Source organism: Acinetobacter sp. YH12252 (genome assembly GCF_013417365.1).
GTDB lineage: Bacteria > Pseudomonadota > Gammaproteobacteria > Pseudomonadales > Moraxellaceae > Acinetobacter > Acinetobacter towneri.
The window spans coordinates 39,344-54,559 of record NZ_VPEA01000007.1 but is presented as its reverse complement, the minus strand read 5'-3'; the positions used below and the strand labels follow the sequence as shown (position 1 = coordinate 54,559).

The following is a 15,216-nucleotide window of genomic DNA, read 5'->3' as shown; positions in this document are numbered from 1 at the left end:
CTGATGGATAAAACTGTGTAAATGTGGACAATTTATAACAAGTTTAGACAAGGCAATGAATCAAGATTATTAAGCTTAGCACCCAAACTGCTTAGGCTATTTTCAATATGATAAAAAAGAAACTCTCCCACCTGAATATGAGCAATTTGCAGATGAAGTCGACTCATCCCAACACCTTTGTTCCACCCATGCTAGATGGTGTGAGCGCCAGCAAATTGCATTTACCCAAATTAAGCACACAGCCTGAATCAATTTTTCGTTATTTATGTGCCCAGTTTGCCCATATTTCTGCACAGGAATGGCTGCAACGCTTTGAGGATGGTCTGGTTTATGATGCCGAAGGCAAGCGTTTAGATTTAGATACACCTTATAGCGCACATCAGGATATTTTTTATTATCGTTTTTTAGCGCATGAAGTTGCCGTGCCTTTTCAGCATCAAGTTTTATTTGAAAATGAACACTTATTGGTTGTAGATAAACCACATTTTTTGACCATGAGCCCTACAGGGCAATATGTACAAGAAACCCTATTAGTACGCTTAAAAAAACAAACACAGAATGAGCAGCTCACACCTATTCATCGTTTAGACCGCGAAACTGCGGGTGTGGTGCTGTTTTCCAAACAACCAGAAACTCGGGCGGTGTATCAGCAATTATTTGCAGAACGTCAGGTGCAAAAAACCTACCATGCCATTGCGCCTTATCAAGCTAATTTGTCACTACCATGTACTGTGCAATTACGCATGGAAAAAGGTGAACCTTTTTATTTGATGCACGTCGTGGCAGGCACACCTAACAGCGAAACAGAAATTCGTTTGCTTGAACATAATCAAACATGGGCAAAATATGAATTAAAGCCTACAACAGGCAAGCAGCACCAACTGCGTGTGCATTTAAATAGCTTAGGTATTGCGATTAAGAACGACCCGTTTTATCCCATTTTACAGCACAAACAAGCAGATGATTTTTCTGCACCGCTACAATTGCTTGCCAAGCATTTAAGTTTTTTTGACCCGATTAGCCAGCAACAATTCCACTTTAGCGCACAGCAAGAATTGACATTGTAATATGTTTGTCATTACAAAATAGTGGATTTTCGTTGTAGTCATATTGAAATTACAAATGAATTGTTTACAATATTGCTAAAATTTAAATCTACTTCCTTCTATTAAAAATTATGAGAAAAACTGAAGTCTATCAAGTACGCTTGGACTCTCAAGAGAAAAAACAAGCCTTTGCTGTGTTTAAACAGTTGGGGATTACGCCTGCGCAAGCGGTACGTTTGTTTTTTAAGCAAGTCGTGCTGACTAAATCAATTCCCTTTTCAATTGAAAATCAGAATATTAATCTGGAACAATTGATTAAGTTACGCAAATTAAAACAAGAGCAAAAAGCAACGCTAGTGGATGCAACCCCAAGCAATGAAGCATCTGTAACTGGCAATAATAGTGTTGAAGATTTTGAACTGGATGATGAACATCTAGACTTGTTTGATGAACTCAATGCAATTTTGGGTGAAACTGACAAAAATTAACAGTGTTGCATTTTTAAACAATTCTTTAAAAATTTACTTTAAAAACTTAGCTATGCTTCATGCAAGGACAATAAAAAAGCATGGAGTATCGTAATGATTGTAAGACGTGCCACTTTAGAAGACTTAGACCAGCTTGCTGTATTGTTCGATGAGTATCGTCAGTTTTATGGTGCATCCTCGAATTTAAGCCTTTCAGCAGCATTCTTAAAACAGCGTTTTGAAAATCAGGAAAGTGTGATTTTCATTCATATCAAAGATCAAAAAATCACTGGATTTGTATTACTTTATTTAGGCTTTTCTTCGGTTGCCTGCTCGACCTACTATATTTTAGATGACGTTTATGTCACCCCTGTTTTTAGACGACAAGGTTCGGCCAAACAGCTCATTGATACTGCAATTTTATTTGCACGACATGAAAATGCGCTACGGATTAGCCTTGAAACACAGAAAAGTAATTACCAATCCCACCAATTGTATGAAAAGATGGGTTTTGTCAAAGATGATGAATTTCAAACCTATCACTGCTTTTTAAAATAGTCATCTGATCTGACGATTGCAGAGTTAGACAATGGATTTAAATTTAACCTAGCCCAAGCCATTGCTCATAAGCTATTGATGAAAGCTCAGCTAAACTCATGTTATTCCATACGGCTTTTTGCCAACTCGACATGTTCAGGGCTTAAATACATCCATTCACCCACATCTAAAGCCAAATCAGTCAAGTTTAATGCACCAACTTGCTGACGATGTAATTGTTCTACTTTATTGCCCACTGCTGCCAGCATACGTTTAACTTGGTGATAAACACCTTGATGAATGGTCATCTGCAATTCATGTTCAGCAAGCTGTTGTACCTCTGTTGCAGCAAATGTCCCTGATTCATTGCGCAATGCGACACCCTGCTCAAGTTGCTGGATTTGTGTTGCATTAATCGGGTCTGCGGTGTGCATAGCATACACTTTTGCCACATGCTTTTTAGGATGGGTCAATGCTTGTAAAAACTGTCCATCATCCGTCAGCAATAACAGCCCTGTGGTGTCCTGATCTAAGCGTCCAACACACTGCAAACCACGATTCAGCAATACATCATCAAACAAGTCAAACACACTAAAATGATGGGTCGCCTGATGCGAACACTCATAGCCTTGTGGTTTATGTAAGGCGATATAGACCTTTTCACGATATTGATAATTTTGCCCATACACCGAAAATTGCAAAACCGTTTCAGGCGCAATTTTTATCGCGAATTTAGGATTGGTCTGGGTTTCGCCCATAATGGTGACTGCACCATTTTTAATGAGTTGTTGGCAATGTTTACGTGATCCAAAGCCTTGTGATTGCAACATTTTTTCCAACAACATGATGAGCGACCTAATGATAAAAAGTATAAATATATTTGCTACTATTCTAAACCAAATACACCGTAAATTCTGAACACATTGCGTACCTTGCCCGCTTGTAGTTCAAAACAGTTACAATAACTGCACTTTTCCAATTTATTTCCCCTTTTATGGATCACCATGCTCTCTCAATTAGACCTTAACCTGATGGTGCTGATCGTTCTACTCGCATGCGGTATTTTTAGCCAAAATACGGCTGTGACCATTGCCGCAGCAGTACTGATTGTTTTTAGAATTACGCCGCTAAGTGAATTTTTCCCACTATTGCAGCAGCATGGCTTAAATCTGGGCATTATCATTCTCACCATTGGCGTACTGACACCCATTGCCAGTGGCAAACTTCCAGGCGAAGCAATTCTAAAATCTTTCCTGAGTTGGAAATCTTTACTTGCGATTGCAATTGGTGTTTTTGTGGCATGGTTAGGCGGGCGTGGTGTCAAGCTCATGACCAATCAGCCTGATGTGGTCGCAGGCTTATTGATTGGTACAGTCGCAGGTGTTGCTGTGCTACGTGGCGTGCCTGTGGGACCACTGATTGCAGCAGGAATTCTCACCTTGTTTATTGGCTATTCTTAACATAGATTTAGGGACGCTTGGTTTAGATGGTTTTGCTTGAATTCATCGTCTTGTATCAACCAATTTCAATAAAAACCATCCAAATCTAAGCCACTTTGCGAAACAAGATAGATGTTAATATCATTCCCATTGCAGATAAAACGGCCATTAAAATACCAACCCAAAGCCATGTTCCTGTGGCAGATACGATAGCTGCGACCACAGGCGGCAATAAAAATTGTGAAATTGCCGAGCACTGCAACACCAAACCTACGGTGGTACTAATCGCAATCGGTTGTGGTGCAAAATTAAGTACTTGCGCAAATACCACAGCTGCGACTAAACCACCAAATAAAGAGAAATGGATGACCAATAAAAACTGCACAATGAATGGTAAAACATCACGCAAAATATAAAAACTCAGTGCGCATAGCATCAATACCGCAAAACCCATTTGCATCAACACTTGCGCTCTCAGCCCACGCTGTAATAACAACCCACATACAAATGTACCCACCGCATTTGCCATTGCAACCATAGCTGTGAGCACACCTGCGGTTTGTAAAGATATTTGATATTGCTGATAAATGGTCGGCAAAAAACCCACCAAACTGAACCACTGCCCTGCATAAACACCAAAAACCAAAGCCAATATCCATGCGGGTGGATGGCTCAAAGTGCTTTTAATCAGTTCAAAGATGGCAATGGCTTGCGTGCTGATCTGCACACTTGGTACGGCTTTATAAATGATGATTGCGAGCGCAAAGGATAACAATCCCAAACACATCCACACGCCTTGCCAATCCAAGATGGGCAGTAAAAACGGCGTACTTAGTAAACCAATACCCATCCCACCGCCCATATAGGCACTCCACAGCCCCATTTTAGCAGGCAACTGCTCCACTGCAACCAGTTGACGAATAAATGCAGGGCCGCTGAGTGTAATCAGTAAAAAGCCAAAACCTTCAATTACACGCAGACTTAATAGTGCGGAAAAGCTATGTACAAAACCACCAACAAAACTTGCACCTGCCAATAAAGACAAACCCAAAAGTACACAGCGTTTTAAGCCAATTTTTGCGGTATAACTGCCTAGCAACAACGCCAAAGACATGCCCGCAGCTTGTACCAAAGACAGCAAAAAACCTGCCTGAACCAAACTAATTCCGAGTTCAGCTTGTAGGATGGGTACAGTCGGTGGCAACTTGCCAATATGCATTGCTGCCATAAAACCCGCAGCAACAATCCACAAATCCTTTGTCAGCCAACGTACCGAACTCACTGCGCTCTCCCTTAATTTTCGCAAGGCAAGCTTAGCAAGAACATCTCACTGTTTTTAGTGGAGATTTAGATGAGCTTAGTGTTTTTAGCGATAAATTAGCATTCTCTTTACGATGCTGATCGTACGATTTTTAACTTGAATAATACTGCGTGCGTTTTTGGGAAAATTTCTCTAATTGCTTCAAAAAGCCTTCAAAATAGCACTTTTCTTTTTCTTCGCTACGATAACCCGCATACAAGGTACGGCGTAATCCTCCCGCAGCAACGCAGTCTAAACGACGTGAAGTTACCCAGCCTTTTTGCTCATATTCATTCACCACCCAATCTGGCAATGCGCCAATCCCTCGCCCACTCGCCACCAGTTGAATCAACATTTGGGTTAAATCTGTAGTACGAATAGCTTTTGGCTGAATATTGGCTGGAATGAATAGCTTAGACATAATATCTAAACGGTGTTTATCGACAGGATAGGTAATCAGGGTTTCTTCTGCCAACTCCTGTACGGTAATGCGCTCGGCACGTACTAAAGGATGAGTATTTGACAACACCAAACGCGATTCATATTCAAAAATTGGAAAATATTCGATACCTTTTAAGGCAATCGGGTCTGCGGTAATCAATAAATCAAATTCTGCGTTTTGCAATAATTCATGCGGATTGGCTTCAAAACCTGAAGCAAAATCTAAATCTACATCAGGGTATTGCTGACGATATTGATTCAGCAGCGGCATCAACCAGTCAAAGCAACTATGACATTCCGAAGAAAAAATAATTCGCCCCGTTTGACCATGCACAATGCGGGTAATATCAGTTTGGGTGATTTGAATTTGTGGCAGGACATCATCCGCCAGTTTCAATAAACGCTGTCCGACATTGGAAAATGTCACAGGGCGACTACGACGGTTCACCACTTCTACGCCATACCAATGATCTAGTTCTTTGAGTTGATGAGAAATGGCAGATGGCGTCAGACATAAATCATTGGCGGCAGCAACCAAAGAACCATGTTCACGCAGGGCTGATAGCGTTTTTAAGTGGCGAATTTCAAGCATTGCTTGTTCCTAGTTTTTCAAGTTATTGACTGCATGTTTAGACCTAGGTCGCATTTTTATTTTGCAAAATAAGAAACAAAGCCAAACATGATTCAATTTAATAATGAATTAATTTAATCTTAGCATGTAAATAATGAGTTTTCTTCATCTTAGTTTTTATTCGATGATATTTACTACGAAATCAATACAATTCCATAAAAATAATATGGCTTTCAGCAAGCATGTTTTAGGCTTCCAACGTGCAGAGCCAAACTAGAATTGAAATTCTTAACCCAAGCCTCGCTTACTCCGACAACTTCTCTCCACAATGTGGGCAGTATTTATAAGGCTCCTGTTCTAAACGCAGCTCTTCTTCACGACGCTCACGAATTAACTGCAATAAAATATCTTGGGTTTGCTCAGTGGTTAAACCGACTTGTTTGCGTAAATCTTCAATTTTTTCTTGATCATTTAACAGATCAATCTCACTATTTTGCAATAGCTCTCTAAATTTCAACCCTAAATGCTGCTTACGTTGTTCAAGTTCGTTGGCTAAACCTGTGGCTAAAATACCTGCAGGCAATGCTGCCAAGCCGACACCCAATACCGTAATTAACGCACCTAAAATTCTGCCCCAAGGGGTAATTGGTGTGACATCGCCATAACCGACTGTGGTTAAAGTCACCACTGCCCACCACATCGAAGCGGGAATTGAGCTAAAGGCTTCAGGCTGTGCCTTGCTTTCCACCACATACACACCTGCGGCAGACATCACAATCATAATAGAGAGAATAAAAATGACTGCCTGAAATGATCCTTTTTCCCGTTCGATCACTCTTAATAAAATTTGCAATGATACAAAGTAACGTGTCAGTTTTAACAAACGCAGCAAACGTAAAATTCTTAGGAACCGTAAATCTAGATGCACAAAGAAGTTAATATAAGCAGGTAGAATCGCCAACAAATCTATAATTGCCCCACCGCTGGTAAGCCATTTTACACGCTGTTTCCACGGCGAAATAAACGGGTCTTTTTCGGCAATACTCCAAATCCGCAGCAAATATTCAAGCGTAAACACTGCGATGGAAAAGTTTTCAAAATGGTCAAAAAATACCTGATAGGCAAGATAGACATCATTCACCGACTCTAAAATAACCGCACTGGCATTGCCTAAAATCAGTAAAATTAAAAAATAGTTAATGCAACGACTAAACCATGTTTCATAGTCATCGTCGTGTAAGTTGTTATAGACAAATTTTCGAAATGTGTACCACGGTGTAAATGCCATACCGAATATTATATTTTAAGGCTTACAGTGATGGCAGTTTAACCGAAGTTTTTCTCAAAACGATAGTATTTTATGTGACGTTAAGCGGGCATTTTTAATGCAGAATTGCAGTATAAGTCATCATTATCCAAATGACTAAACTACTGAATAAACAGCAATGCTAAACGCACCTGATCATAGCCCATGCGTGGACTAGTCGCTTCAACAATCGGGCGCAGTTTAATTGCGCCATCATCGCTGAAGTGCTCTGCATTTTGACGCTTCATTAATCGCTTATAAATTTTACGGACCTCTTCCACCACTTCTTCACCTGGATGTGCCACTGAAATATCCAGATTTTGTTCTTTTTGCAAACGTGCCAAATGGTTGATAATAGTTGCAGGAGTTAAACCTCGCTCTACTGCAATATCCTGAATATCATAACCTTCTTCAAATAAAGCGCGGGTTTCATCTAACGTGGCAGTCGCATAATTGGTTTTTCCACCTTTGGCAATTTTCTTTTCATTGCGCAAAATTTCGGTTTCGTTCAACGTGCCACCACAGTGACGAATAAATGCATTATGTTGTGGTGTTAAATCCAACAGCTCATAGTGCGTTTCAGCTTCTTCAGACAATTCCTGAAAACGGCGGTCAGCCTTAATCGCTAAACTGTCGAGTTCCAAAGCTTGGCTATTAAATCCCAATAAACGCAAACCGCTTAACGATTTTAATCGTGACAACGCCACATAACCCTGCCCTTTTTCAAAAGTATGGCTAAGATTGATTTCTGCCGCTTCTAAGGTCATACCTTGTGATTTGTGGATGGTAATTGCCCATGCCAAACGCAGCGGAATTTGCTGGAAACTGGCAATGGTTTTGCCTGCATCATTATCCACCGACCAAGTTTCAGGCTCGACCAGTAATACTGTGCCATCGGTCAATTTTACTTTAGGCAAAATACCGTGATCGTCATCTTCTTCAAAGCCAATCACTTCGCCCAAACTGCCGTTGATATAGCCCATATCGAAGTTGTTTTTAACAAACATCACTTTGGCATGTTTTTTTAGATTTAAAATTTCAGGCGCACGTACGGATGATTTCAGCGTTTCAATCAACTTTTCATTGCCATCACACACGGCATCAAACTGCTTGCTCTCAGTTTCAATTTCATTCAGATGCTTAAAGTTGATATTGTCCACGTCCATATTGTGCGTATATAAACGTGTGAAAGTGTCGCCAATATCTTGATGGCGGGTGTGCTCCAAAGCCTGAATATGTTGATGATCAATACTTTGTGCACGAATTGCATTGAGAATGTCATTTAAATAATCGTCGCCCTGACGGTGCTGCTCAGTTAAATAACAGACTCGAAATTTAGCTTCGACCCACGCCTCTGACATAAAACAGAACTTGTCACGATTGCGCTCATCGTTTTTTCCTACAGGCGGTAACTGGAAAAAATCTCCTGCAACAATTACCTGAATGCCGCCAAAGGCTTCATCACTGTCTTTAAAATATTTTAAAACCTGATTGACTAAATTCAGTTGCTTGGCATGCAACATCGAAATTTCATCAATAATCAACACTTGCGCATTTTCTAAATGTTCTTTGAGATATTTGCGCTCTTTCATATTTTTTAGGTCGGCATCGGACAAAAAGTCTTTAATACCAATACCTGCCCACGTGTGAATGGTCATGCCATTCATATGCGTTGCAGCAATACCTGTAGATGCTGTAATGGCTACAGGTACTTTTCGTGCTTTTAAATAATTGATGTATTGATTCAGGGTATAGGTTTTACCCGCACCAGCAGAGCCTGTTAAAAAGACATTTTCGCCTGCTTTTAAAAGTTTAAGTGCAGTTTCCTGTTTCATAAGACCTATACCATTGCTGAACGGCTATAGCCTAACGAGTTTTTGCCTAAAAGTTAAGGCTCAAGTCTGCGAATACGACAACTGTTGTCTTATGCTTTAGCTGGCAATTGTGGATTCAGCCATGCAATAAACTGCTCTGCAATGGTCACCAGTAACTGTTCCGCTTTTTGATTATTCGGATATTCCAACTGATCAAATTCAAGTTGCCCCTGCCGAAAATGACAGCCCAGAGTCAATTGCTGCGCATAATGTGGCGATGCCATGTGAAAAGCCACATATTGCCCTTCACTCATTAGCTTGGCATAGCTAAGTGCCAAACAGTGTTTAAAGTTTTTCGATTCTTCAATAATACGGTCTAAATCGGTCAGTTCTTCAAAACACCAACCTGAAAAGTACAATATTTGCTGCGGGCTTTTCGCCTGCCATGTGCTACACGGAATTTCTTTTTTCAGTTTGGCAAATAGCTCTGCTTTATACACTTGTTGATGCCAACGCACCGCCTGATGAAACAGCCCCAACCAACTCAGACTTTTAGGAATATGCGTATGCGCTGCAAAATATTCCAGTAAATAGTCACGCACATAACTGTCAAACACTGAAACTCGCGTATGCTGCGCCCGTAAATAAAAACGCTGCCTAAAATCATCGGGTTGAAGCTGATAACGCTGCAATACCGTATAAAAATCACGCTGCTGCTGACTCTCGGGCTGAATATAATCCAACAAAGTAGGCTGTAAATCCTGTGTGATTTGCTGCAAATAAGTCATATAACTTTGCATGACACGACTCAAACGTCTAAATACATGCTTAACCAAATACTCATCTTGCTGCGCCACGGTTTTTAGCAAACTCATCCATTCATCCAAATACAAAATGGAAGGACTAATCGCAACACGTGGATCATCTACAGATTGCTTTTCACCATGTGGCATTAGACTGACATTATGTGCATGCGCAAACCAAGCCTGCTGTGTTGCATACACATTACAGCTTTGAATAAACATACGCGCCGCAGAATATTGAAAATATTGCAATGTCGCTAAAATAATACGCGGATGTGCCTGACTACAATCGACAAAACTGAGCGCAGTCACTGCGACCCGCACACTGGTATGCTGCATATTTAAACTGAGCCAATCCAACACTTGTGCAGACTGTTTAAACAGCCAGTTCACCGCTCGTGGATAATCAAATAACGGCAGTTTGGCAACCTTCTTTTGCCAAATTAAAGGACAGGATTTTAAGAAATGCGGTTTTGCCAATGCATCGGAACGCTGCCACACTTCTCGATGCATTAAGCGGGCAAAACCCAGTAAATGACCATTTTCTTCGGCATGCCGATACAACAACTGAATATCATCCTGATGGTCAATTAAATCCTGCAAATTAAAACGCTCAGGAAAGGACACCGCCAAAATACGATACATGGCTTTAGGCAAAAACTGTGCTGCACTAAAACAAAAATCATCATAACTGTGCATTAAGGCTTGCACAGGCAAAAAGGTATCACCCTCAATAAATTCTAAAGCACACAATGCAGATAAAGCAGTCAAAGTTTCCTCTGGAATGACCGCACCATGCTGTACAGCACCTGTAAAAACAGCGTGTTGGGCATAATCAGACTGAATCAAGGCTTGATCTAAAATCTGAGCCTGTACACCATCTAAATGCAGCAGCAACTGTTGAACACGTGCAGCACCATCCACCCACATATAGGCTTGCTGCATAATCAGATGTCGTAATTGCTGCGCCTGATTACGCAAAAATAAGGAGTGTTGTGGCTTTAAATCGCCCGTGTGAAACTGTAAATCATGCAGAAAAAAATCTTCAAACGCTTCTTGATGCAGCCCCGCAAACTCAAACTGCGTCTGAATTAAACTAGGGTTAGATTTAGGCGGATAAAATTCAAGGCTAAATAGACCGTTTAGCAATTCAACCCGATGCTGCAAAGGATCGATCCGAAACAAATTTTGTGCTGTAAAATGTCCAACCAAATCCATTTGATCTTGATAGATTTCTGCGGCCACACTGGAAATACGAACCAATTGCTGTGCAACGGCATGCAACTGGCTATGCTGGCAAATTGGCTGCATATACGCTCCTCATGCTTAAGTGCGGTCTATCTAAGTGTCATCTTATTTTTATTTGATTGCACCGACTAGACCCATCACGTGATACATCCCTATTTTTTGTTTTTTATTTCCATCTGCAAAAAGTGGACAATTCTTCAATCGAGCTTAAGCCACTTATTAATTGAATTACACCTGAAATTTATGTGAACGGTATCTACACCTTAAAATTAGAGATACAAAAACACTATAAACAAGATTTAAGCCCTTGCCTATAGCCTGCGCACAACTTCAGAAAAAATAAAAACCCATTAAAAAACAAATAAATTTCAATTGATTAGTTTGCATTATTTACTCAGAAAATAGGGTTGGTGTTTGGTAGGTAGGATTTCACCACAAAGCATTGAATACTCAAATCACGGTTCAACACCGCGATAACAACACATTATTCCAATACCCAATGCAAGAAGGAATCTGAGCATGGCTTTTAAAAATATTGCAGATCAAACCAACGGTTTTTATATTCCTTGTGTGTCTCTCTTCGGCCCTGGTTGTGCCAAAGAAATTGGCGTAAGAGCGCAAAATTTAGGTGCTAAAAAAGCCCTGATTGTGACAGATGAAGGACTGTTTAAATTTGGCGTAGCCGATACCATTGCAGGCTATCTCACCGAAGCAGGCGTTGCTAGCCATATCTTTGCAGGTGCTGAGCCAAACCCAACCGACATTAACGTACATAAAGGTGTCGATGCCTACAATGCCAATCAATGCGACTTTATTGTGTCTTTAGGTGGCGGTTCTTCACACGACTGTGCCAAAGGCATTGGCTTAGTTACCGCAGGTGGTGGGCATATTCGTGATTATGAAGGCATTGATAAAAGTACCGTGCCAATGACTCCACTAATTGCCATTAACACCACAGCAGGTACAGCATCGGAAATGACCCGTTTCTGTATCATTACCAATACCGACACGCACGTTAAAATGGCAATTGTCGATTGGCGCTGCACACCACTCATCGCCATTGATGATCCAAAACTCATGATTGCCAAACCTGCAGGTTTAACCGCAGCAACAGGCATGGATGCCTTAACCCATGCTGTAGAAGCCTACGTTTCAACTGCAGCCAATCCTATTACCGATGCCTGCGCTGAAAAAGCTATTCGTATGATTAGCCAGTGGCTTAGCCCTGCCGTGGCAAATGGTGAAAATATTGAAGCACGTGATGCCATGAGCTATGCGCAATATTTGGCTGGTATGGCATTTAATAATGCCTCATTGGGTTATGTGCATGCCATGGCGCATCAACTCGGTGGTTTCTACAACTTGCCGCACGGCGTCTGTAATGCAATTTTACTGCCGCATGTTTGCGAATTTAACCTGATTGCCTGCCCTGAGCGTTATGCAGATATTGCAGAATTGATGGGAGTCAATACTGACGGATTAACCACCACAGAAGCCGCCTATGCCGCAATTGATGCAATTCGTGAATTATCTAGCTCAATTGGTATTCCAACAGGTTTAGCAGAGTTAGGCGTTAAAGAAGATGACTTGGCGATTATGGCTGAAAATGCACAAAAAGATGCCTGCATGCTCACCAACCCACGTAAAGCCAATCATGCACAAGTGGTCGAAATTTTTAAAGCCGCGATGTAATTTGAATCTCCTGCTGAGTGAATCACGATTTGCTCAGCATCTCCCATCCTTTTTTCAATTTTCGTCTGTTGCTGTTTTATTTTTATCCTTCCCTTTGGCAGAACCATCTCAGATGCGTTCTGCTTTTTTTGCTGTTCAGAACAAAATGAACTCGCAGCATAAAACTAAAGCGATTTAGATGCAGAGGGTTTGCATAATTCAATTTGACAAATGCGCACAGCTCATCAAGGATATAGTCAAAATAAAATGGATGACGAACACCTTATGCTGTTAAGTAAAAAACAAAAAACAACACCAAGCTATCAACCCGATATTTTGGGTGCCGATTACCAACAAATGACGCTGGATTTTCCTTCGGATTATGAAGGCAAAGTGATTGCTACCTTGGTACGCAAAAAAGCCGAACAGGAAACCCGTAAAGCCGTACTTTATATTCATGGTTTTATTGACTATTTTTTTCAAACAGAAATGGCAGACCAGTTTAATCAGCATGGTTATGACTTTTATGCCCTAGATTTACGTAAATATGGGCGTTCGCATTTGTCACATCAAAATTGGTACAATGTGCGCAGCTTGTCTGAATATGATGCAGAAATTTCCGCTGCACTTGAGCAAATTGCCACAGAAGAACATGACTCAGTAATTTTGGCAGGACATTCAACAGGTGGATTAATCACCACGTTATATGTGGCACATCATCCCAATCATCCACTGATTCGTGGTTTATGGTGCAACAGCCCTTTTTATGATTTCAATATGAGCGAGATTGAGAAAAAATTCGGCATTCCTCGTTTAAGCCAATTGGGCAAATTGCTGCCAGAAATGAAATTTCCAAGCCGCCTTAATCCATTTTATGTACCAAGTCTACACAAACAATATCATGGTGAATGGTTATTTAATTTGGAATGGAAGAAACCGCGTTATCCAAAAGTGCGATTAAGTTTTGTTCGTGCAATTCATGAAGCGCAAAAAGAAATTCATGCCAGTGTGCATTTGGGTGTACCCACCTTAATTATGCATGCGAGTCAAAGTAGTTATCCACGCCAATGGAATGAGATTGCGCAACGCACTGACGTAATTTTAAATGTTGCAGATATGCAAAAATATGGGCATCACATGCATGGCGATATTCAGCTTTGCCAAATTGAAGATGGCGTGCATGATTTGGTGCTTTCTGCGCCAGAAGTCCGCGCGGAAGTGTATCAGTCCTTGTTTGACTGGTTAAACCGCAAAGGGCTGTAAAAACTAAAAAAAACAGTAAGACTAAAGGACAGTGAAATGAAAGCCTAAAGACTTGATTCGTCATTTAGGCTTTGTATTTTAATAAAATTTGATGTGCAGGATGATGCTTTGGCATCAGTTCAATTAAACGCTCTACCGCATCAATCGCTTCAGGGCTATGCGCCAAATGTTTCAGCAATACATCGGTATCTTGTGCATTAAAAATGGCATCACTCAGGCGTGATTCTAAACAATCTCGCCATGCGCATAAAAATGGACTTTCAGTTTTCGCCAAAAATACCCCTGCACACGTTTGCAAGGCAGACTGCACATAACCTGCATCTAAAGCCTGCTCAGCTTGTAAAAAATCGGCTTCAATATGCGCCAAAACTCGGTAAGGACGCGAGCCGAGCATCCCCCCTAAAATATCGCGTAATTGCGACATTTCAGCTTTTAGCGTTCCCATGCTGACTTTACGCTCACCATATAGTGCTTGGTGTAAAGTGTCTAAACTCATGCCTTGTGGGCAAAGTGCCAAAATCACCAATATTTCAATTTGACGCGGTGTCATCACCACCACTTTGCCATTAAATAACACCTGTGGCACACGAAACGCGCGAATATAAAGCTGCTGTTTTTGCTGTTCCAGCAACGCATTTTGAATTAAAGAAGCACAGCGCTCTGCTGCCAACAAACCCAAACTGTTATGATTTTTCCAAGTGGTCGATAAATCAATCACGCCCAACACTTGTTTGGAATGTGGGTCTAAAATTGGTGCAGCATAACAAACCCAGTCATGTAACGATGACATATAATGTTCACTGGAAAACACACAACTGGCTTGCTGAGTTTTGAGTGACAAAGCCAAAGCATTGGTACCCACCAACTCTTCACGCCACTGTCCACCCTCTACAAAATGTACTCGTTCCGCCACATTACGCATTTGAGCGCTCGCTGCCGTCCAAATAATCGTACTGCCCACATCGCCCACGGCTGCCACCATGTCGGACTGCTGCGCGATATGTTTTAAATCTTCTGCGCAATTTTGCACAGCTCTCTGTAAAGCCGAACCGCCTTGCGGATGCGATAAACTGGAATTTAACGGAGCAGCCTGCCGATCTACAGGAATTTCTGCAATTTCAGAGCGTTGCCAAGAATTTAAAATACTCTGCTGAATTTGCTGCGCATGCAGCGGCGATAAACTACTGCTTTGTCTAAACCGTTCAATATGCAGTTTTTTTTCCAATAGATCTTGTTTTTTCATCATGACTGATTCTCACAATCCTGTGGGCATTACATCCATTGTACTGCTTACTTTTGTAAGGATTTGT

Annotated in this window: 13 protein-coding genes; 6 read left to right on the top strand and 7 right to left on the bottom strand. The window is 41.1% G+C overall.

From position 1 onward, the window contains the following. Positions 1 to 152 precede the first annotated feature (152 nt). The 3 genes from FTV28_RS08560 (at position 153) to FTV28_RS08550 (ending at position 2,071) form a co-directional block, all read left to right on the top strand. On the top strand, positions 153 to 1,067 hold the full coding sequence (locus tag FTV28_RS08560) for a pseudouridine synthase (RefSeq protein ID WP_154320807.1): 915 nt from the start codon (positions 153 to 155) through the stop codon (positions 1,065 to 1,067). A gap of 110 nt (positions 1,068 to 1,177) precedes the next feature. Then, a complete protein-coding gene (locus FTV28_RS08555) occupies positions 1,178 to 1,534 on the top strand; it encodes a type II toxin-antitoxin system RelB/DinJ family antitoxin (RefSeq protein WP_004976848.1) in 357 nt (118 codons plus the stop codon). A 93-nt stretch (positions 1,535 to 1,627) separates the two neighbouring features. Beyond that, positions 1,628 to 2,071, top strand: a complete 444-nt coding sequence (locus tag FTV28_RS08550) for a GNAT family N-acetyltransferase (RefSeq protein ID WP_004976850.1) — start codon at positions 1,628 to 1,630, stop codon at positions 2,069 to 2,071. A gap of 101 nt (positions 2,072 to 2,172) precedes the next feature. On the opposite strand, the gene FTV28_RS08545 is transcribed toward FTV28_RS08550, so the two are convergent. Then, positions 2,173 to 2,895, bottom strand: a complete 723-nt coding sequence (locus FTV28_RS08545) for a pseudouridine synthase (RefSeq protein WP_004976852.1) — start codon at positions 2,893 to 2,895, stop codon at positions 2,173 to 2,175. Between the two features lie 159 nt (positions 2,896 to 3,054). On the opposite strand from FTV28_RS08545, the gene FTV28_RS08540 reads away from it, so the two are divergent. Beyond that, the gene (locus FTV28_RS08540) at positions 3,055 to 3,510 is read left to right on the top strand and encodes a DUF441 domain-containing protein (protein ID WP_004976854.1); all 456 of its coding nucleotides are present in this window, start codon (positions 3,055 to 3,057) and stop codon (positions 3,508 to 3,510) included. An 85-nt stretch (positions 3,511 to 3,595) separates the two neighbouring features. Here FTV28_RS08540 and FTV28_RS08535 read toward each other — a convergent pair whose 3' ends face one another. The 5 genes from FTV28_RS08535 to FTV28_RS08515 form a co-directional block, all read right to left on the bottom strand. Next, positions 3,596 to 4,771 (bottom strand): CynX/NimT family MFS transporter, encoded by a 1,176-nt coding sequence (locus FTV28_RS08535; protein ID WP_154320808.1) that lies wholly within the window; start codon positions 4,769 to 4,771, stop codon positions 3,596 to 3,598. A gap of 130 nt (positions 4,772 to 4,901) precedes the next feature. Then, positions 4,902 to 5,822 (bottom strand): LysR family transcriptional regulator, encoded by a 921-nt coding sequence (locus tag FTV28_RS08530; RefSeq protein ID WP_131261626.1) that lies wholly within the window; start codon positions 5,820 to 5,822, stop codon positions 4,902 to 4,904. Between the two features lie 283 nt (positions 5,823 to 6,105). Next, the gene (locus FTV28_RS08525; protein ID WP_096901190.1) at positions 6,106 to 7,089 is read right to left on the bottom strand and encodes an ion transporter; all 984 of its coding nucleotides are present in this window, start codon (positions 7,087 to 7,089) and stop codon (positions 6,106 to 6,108) included. 140 nt (positions 7,090 to 7,229) lie between these two features. Further along, on the bottom strand, positions 7,230 to 8,942 hold the full coding sequence (locus FTV28_RS08520; protein ID WP_179990130.1) for an AAA family ATPase: 1,713 nt from the start codon (positions 8,940 to 8,942) through the stop codon (positions 7,230 to 7,232). Positions 8,943 to 9,031: 89 nt separating this feature from the next. Next, positions 9,032 to 11,035 carry a hypothetical protein gene (locus FTV28_RS08515; RefSeq protein ID WP_179990128.1) on the bottom strand — a complete coding sequence of 668 codons (2,004 nt, stop codon included), beginning with the start codon at positions 11,033 to 11,035 and terminating at the stop codon, positions 9,032 to 9,034. A gap of 456 nt (positions 11,036 to 11,491) precedes the next feature. On the opposite strand from FTV28_RS08515, the gene FTV28_RS08510 reads away from it, so the two are divergent. Both FTV28_RS08510 and FTV28_RS08505 read left to right on the top strand, forming a co-directional pair. After that, entirely contained in the window at positions 11,492 to 12,664 is a 1,173-nt protein-coding gene (locus tag FTV28_RS08510; protein WP_004976867.1) for an iron-containing alcohol dehydrogenase, read from the top strand. 246 nt (positions 12,665 to 12,910) lie between these two features. After that, on the top strand, positions 12,911 to 13,906 hold the full coding sequence (locus FTV28_RS08505; RefSeq protein WP_179990127.1) for an alpha/beta hydrolase: 996 nt from the start codon (positions 12,911 to 12,913) through the stop codon (positions 13,904 to 13,906). A gap of 64 nt (positions 13,907 to 13,970) precedes the next feature. Here the strand turns inward: FTV28_RS08505 and FTV28_RS08500 are convergent, their stop codons facing one another. Further along, a complete protein-coding gene (locus tag FTV28_RS08500; RefSeq protein ID WP_004976871.1) occupies positions 13,971 to 15,152 on the bottom strand; it encodes a hypothetical protein in 1,182 nt (393 codons plus the stop codon). Positions 15,153 to 15,216 lie beyond the last annotated feature (64 nt).

What these genes read in the sequence shown, in the direction of transcription:
- FTV28_RS08515 (WP_179990128.1), bottom strand. Translation starts at nt 11,035, where the DNA reads ATGCAGCCAATTTGCCAGCATAGCCAGTTGCATGCCGTTGCACAGCAA.
- FTV28_RS08520 (WP_179990130.1), bottom strand. Translation starts at nt 8,942, where the DNA reads ATGAAACAGGAAACTGCACTTAAACTTTTAAAAGCAGGCGAAAATGTC.
- FTV28_RS08545 (WP_004976852.1), bottom strand. Translation starts at nt 2,895, where the DNA reads ATGTTGTTGGAAAAAATGTTGCAATCACAAGGCTTTGGATCACGTAAA.
- FTV28_RS08555 (WP_004976848.1), top strand. Translation starts at nt 1,178, where the DNA reads ATGAGAAAAACTGAAGTCTATCAAGTACGCTTGGACTCTCAAGAGAAA.
- FTV28_RS08505 (WP_179990127.1), top strand. Translation starts at nt 12,911, where the DNA reads ATGGATGACGAACACCTTATGCTGTTAAGTAAAAAACAAAAAACAACA.
- FTV28_RS08560 (WP_154320807.1), top strand. Translation starts at nt 153, where the DNA reads ATGAAGTCGACTCATCCCAACACCTTTGTTCCACCCATGCTAGATGGT.
- FTV28_RS08500 (WP_004976871.1), bottom strand. Translation starts at nt 15,152, where the DNA reads ATGATGAAAAAACAAGATCTATTGGAAAAAAAACTGCATATTGAACGG.
- FTV28_RS08550 (WP_004976850.1), top strand. Translation starts at nt 1,628, where the DNA reads ATGATTGTAAGACGTGCCACTTTAGAAGACTTAGACCAGCTTGCTGTA.
- FTV28_RS08510 (WP_004976867.1), top strand. Translation starts at nt 11,492, where the DNA reads ATGGCTTTTAAAAATATTGCAGATCAAACCAACGGTTTTTATATTCCT.
- FTV28_RS08525 (WP_096901190.1), bottom strand. Translation starts at nt 7,089, where the DNA reads ATGGCATTTACACCGTGGTACACATTTCGAAAATTTGTCTATAACAAC.
- FTV28_RS08530 (WP_131261626.1), bottom strand. Translation starts at nt 5,822, where the DNA reads ATGCTTGAAATTCGCCACTTAAAAACGCTATCAGCCCTGCGTGAACAT.
- FTV28_RS08540 (WP_004976854.1), top strand. Translation starts at nt 3,055, where the DNA reads ATGCTCTCTCAATTAGACCTTAACCTGATGGTGCTGATCGTTCTACTC.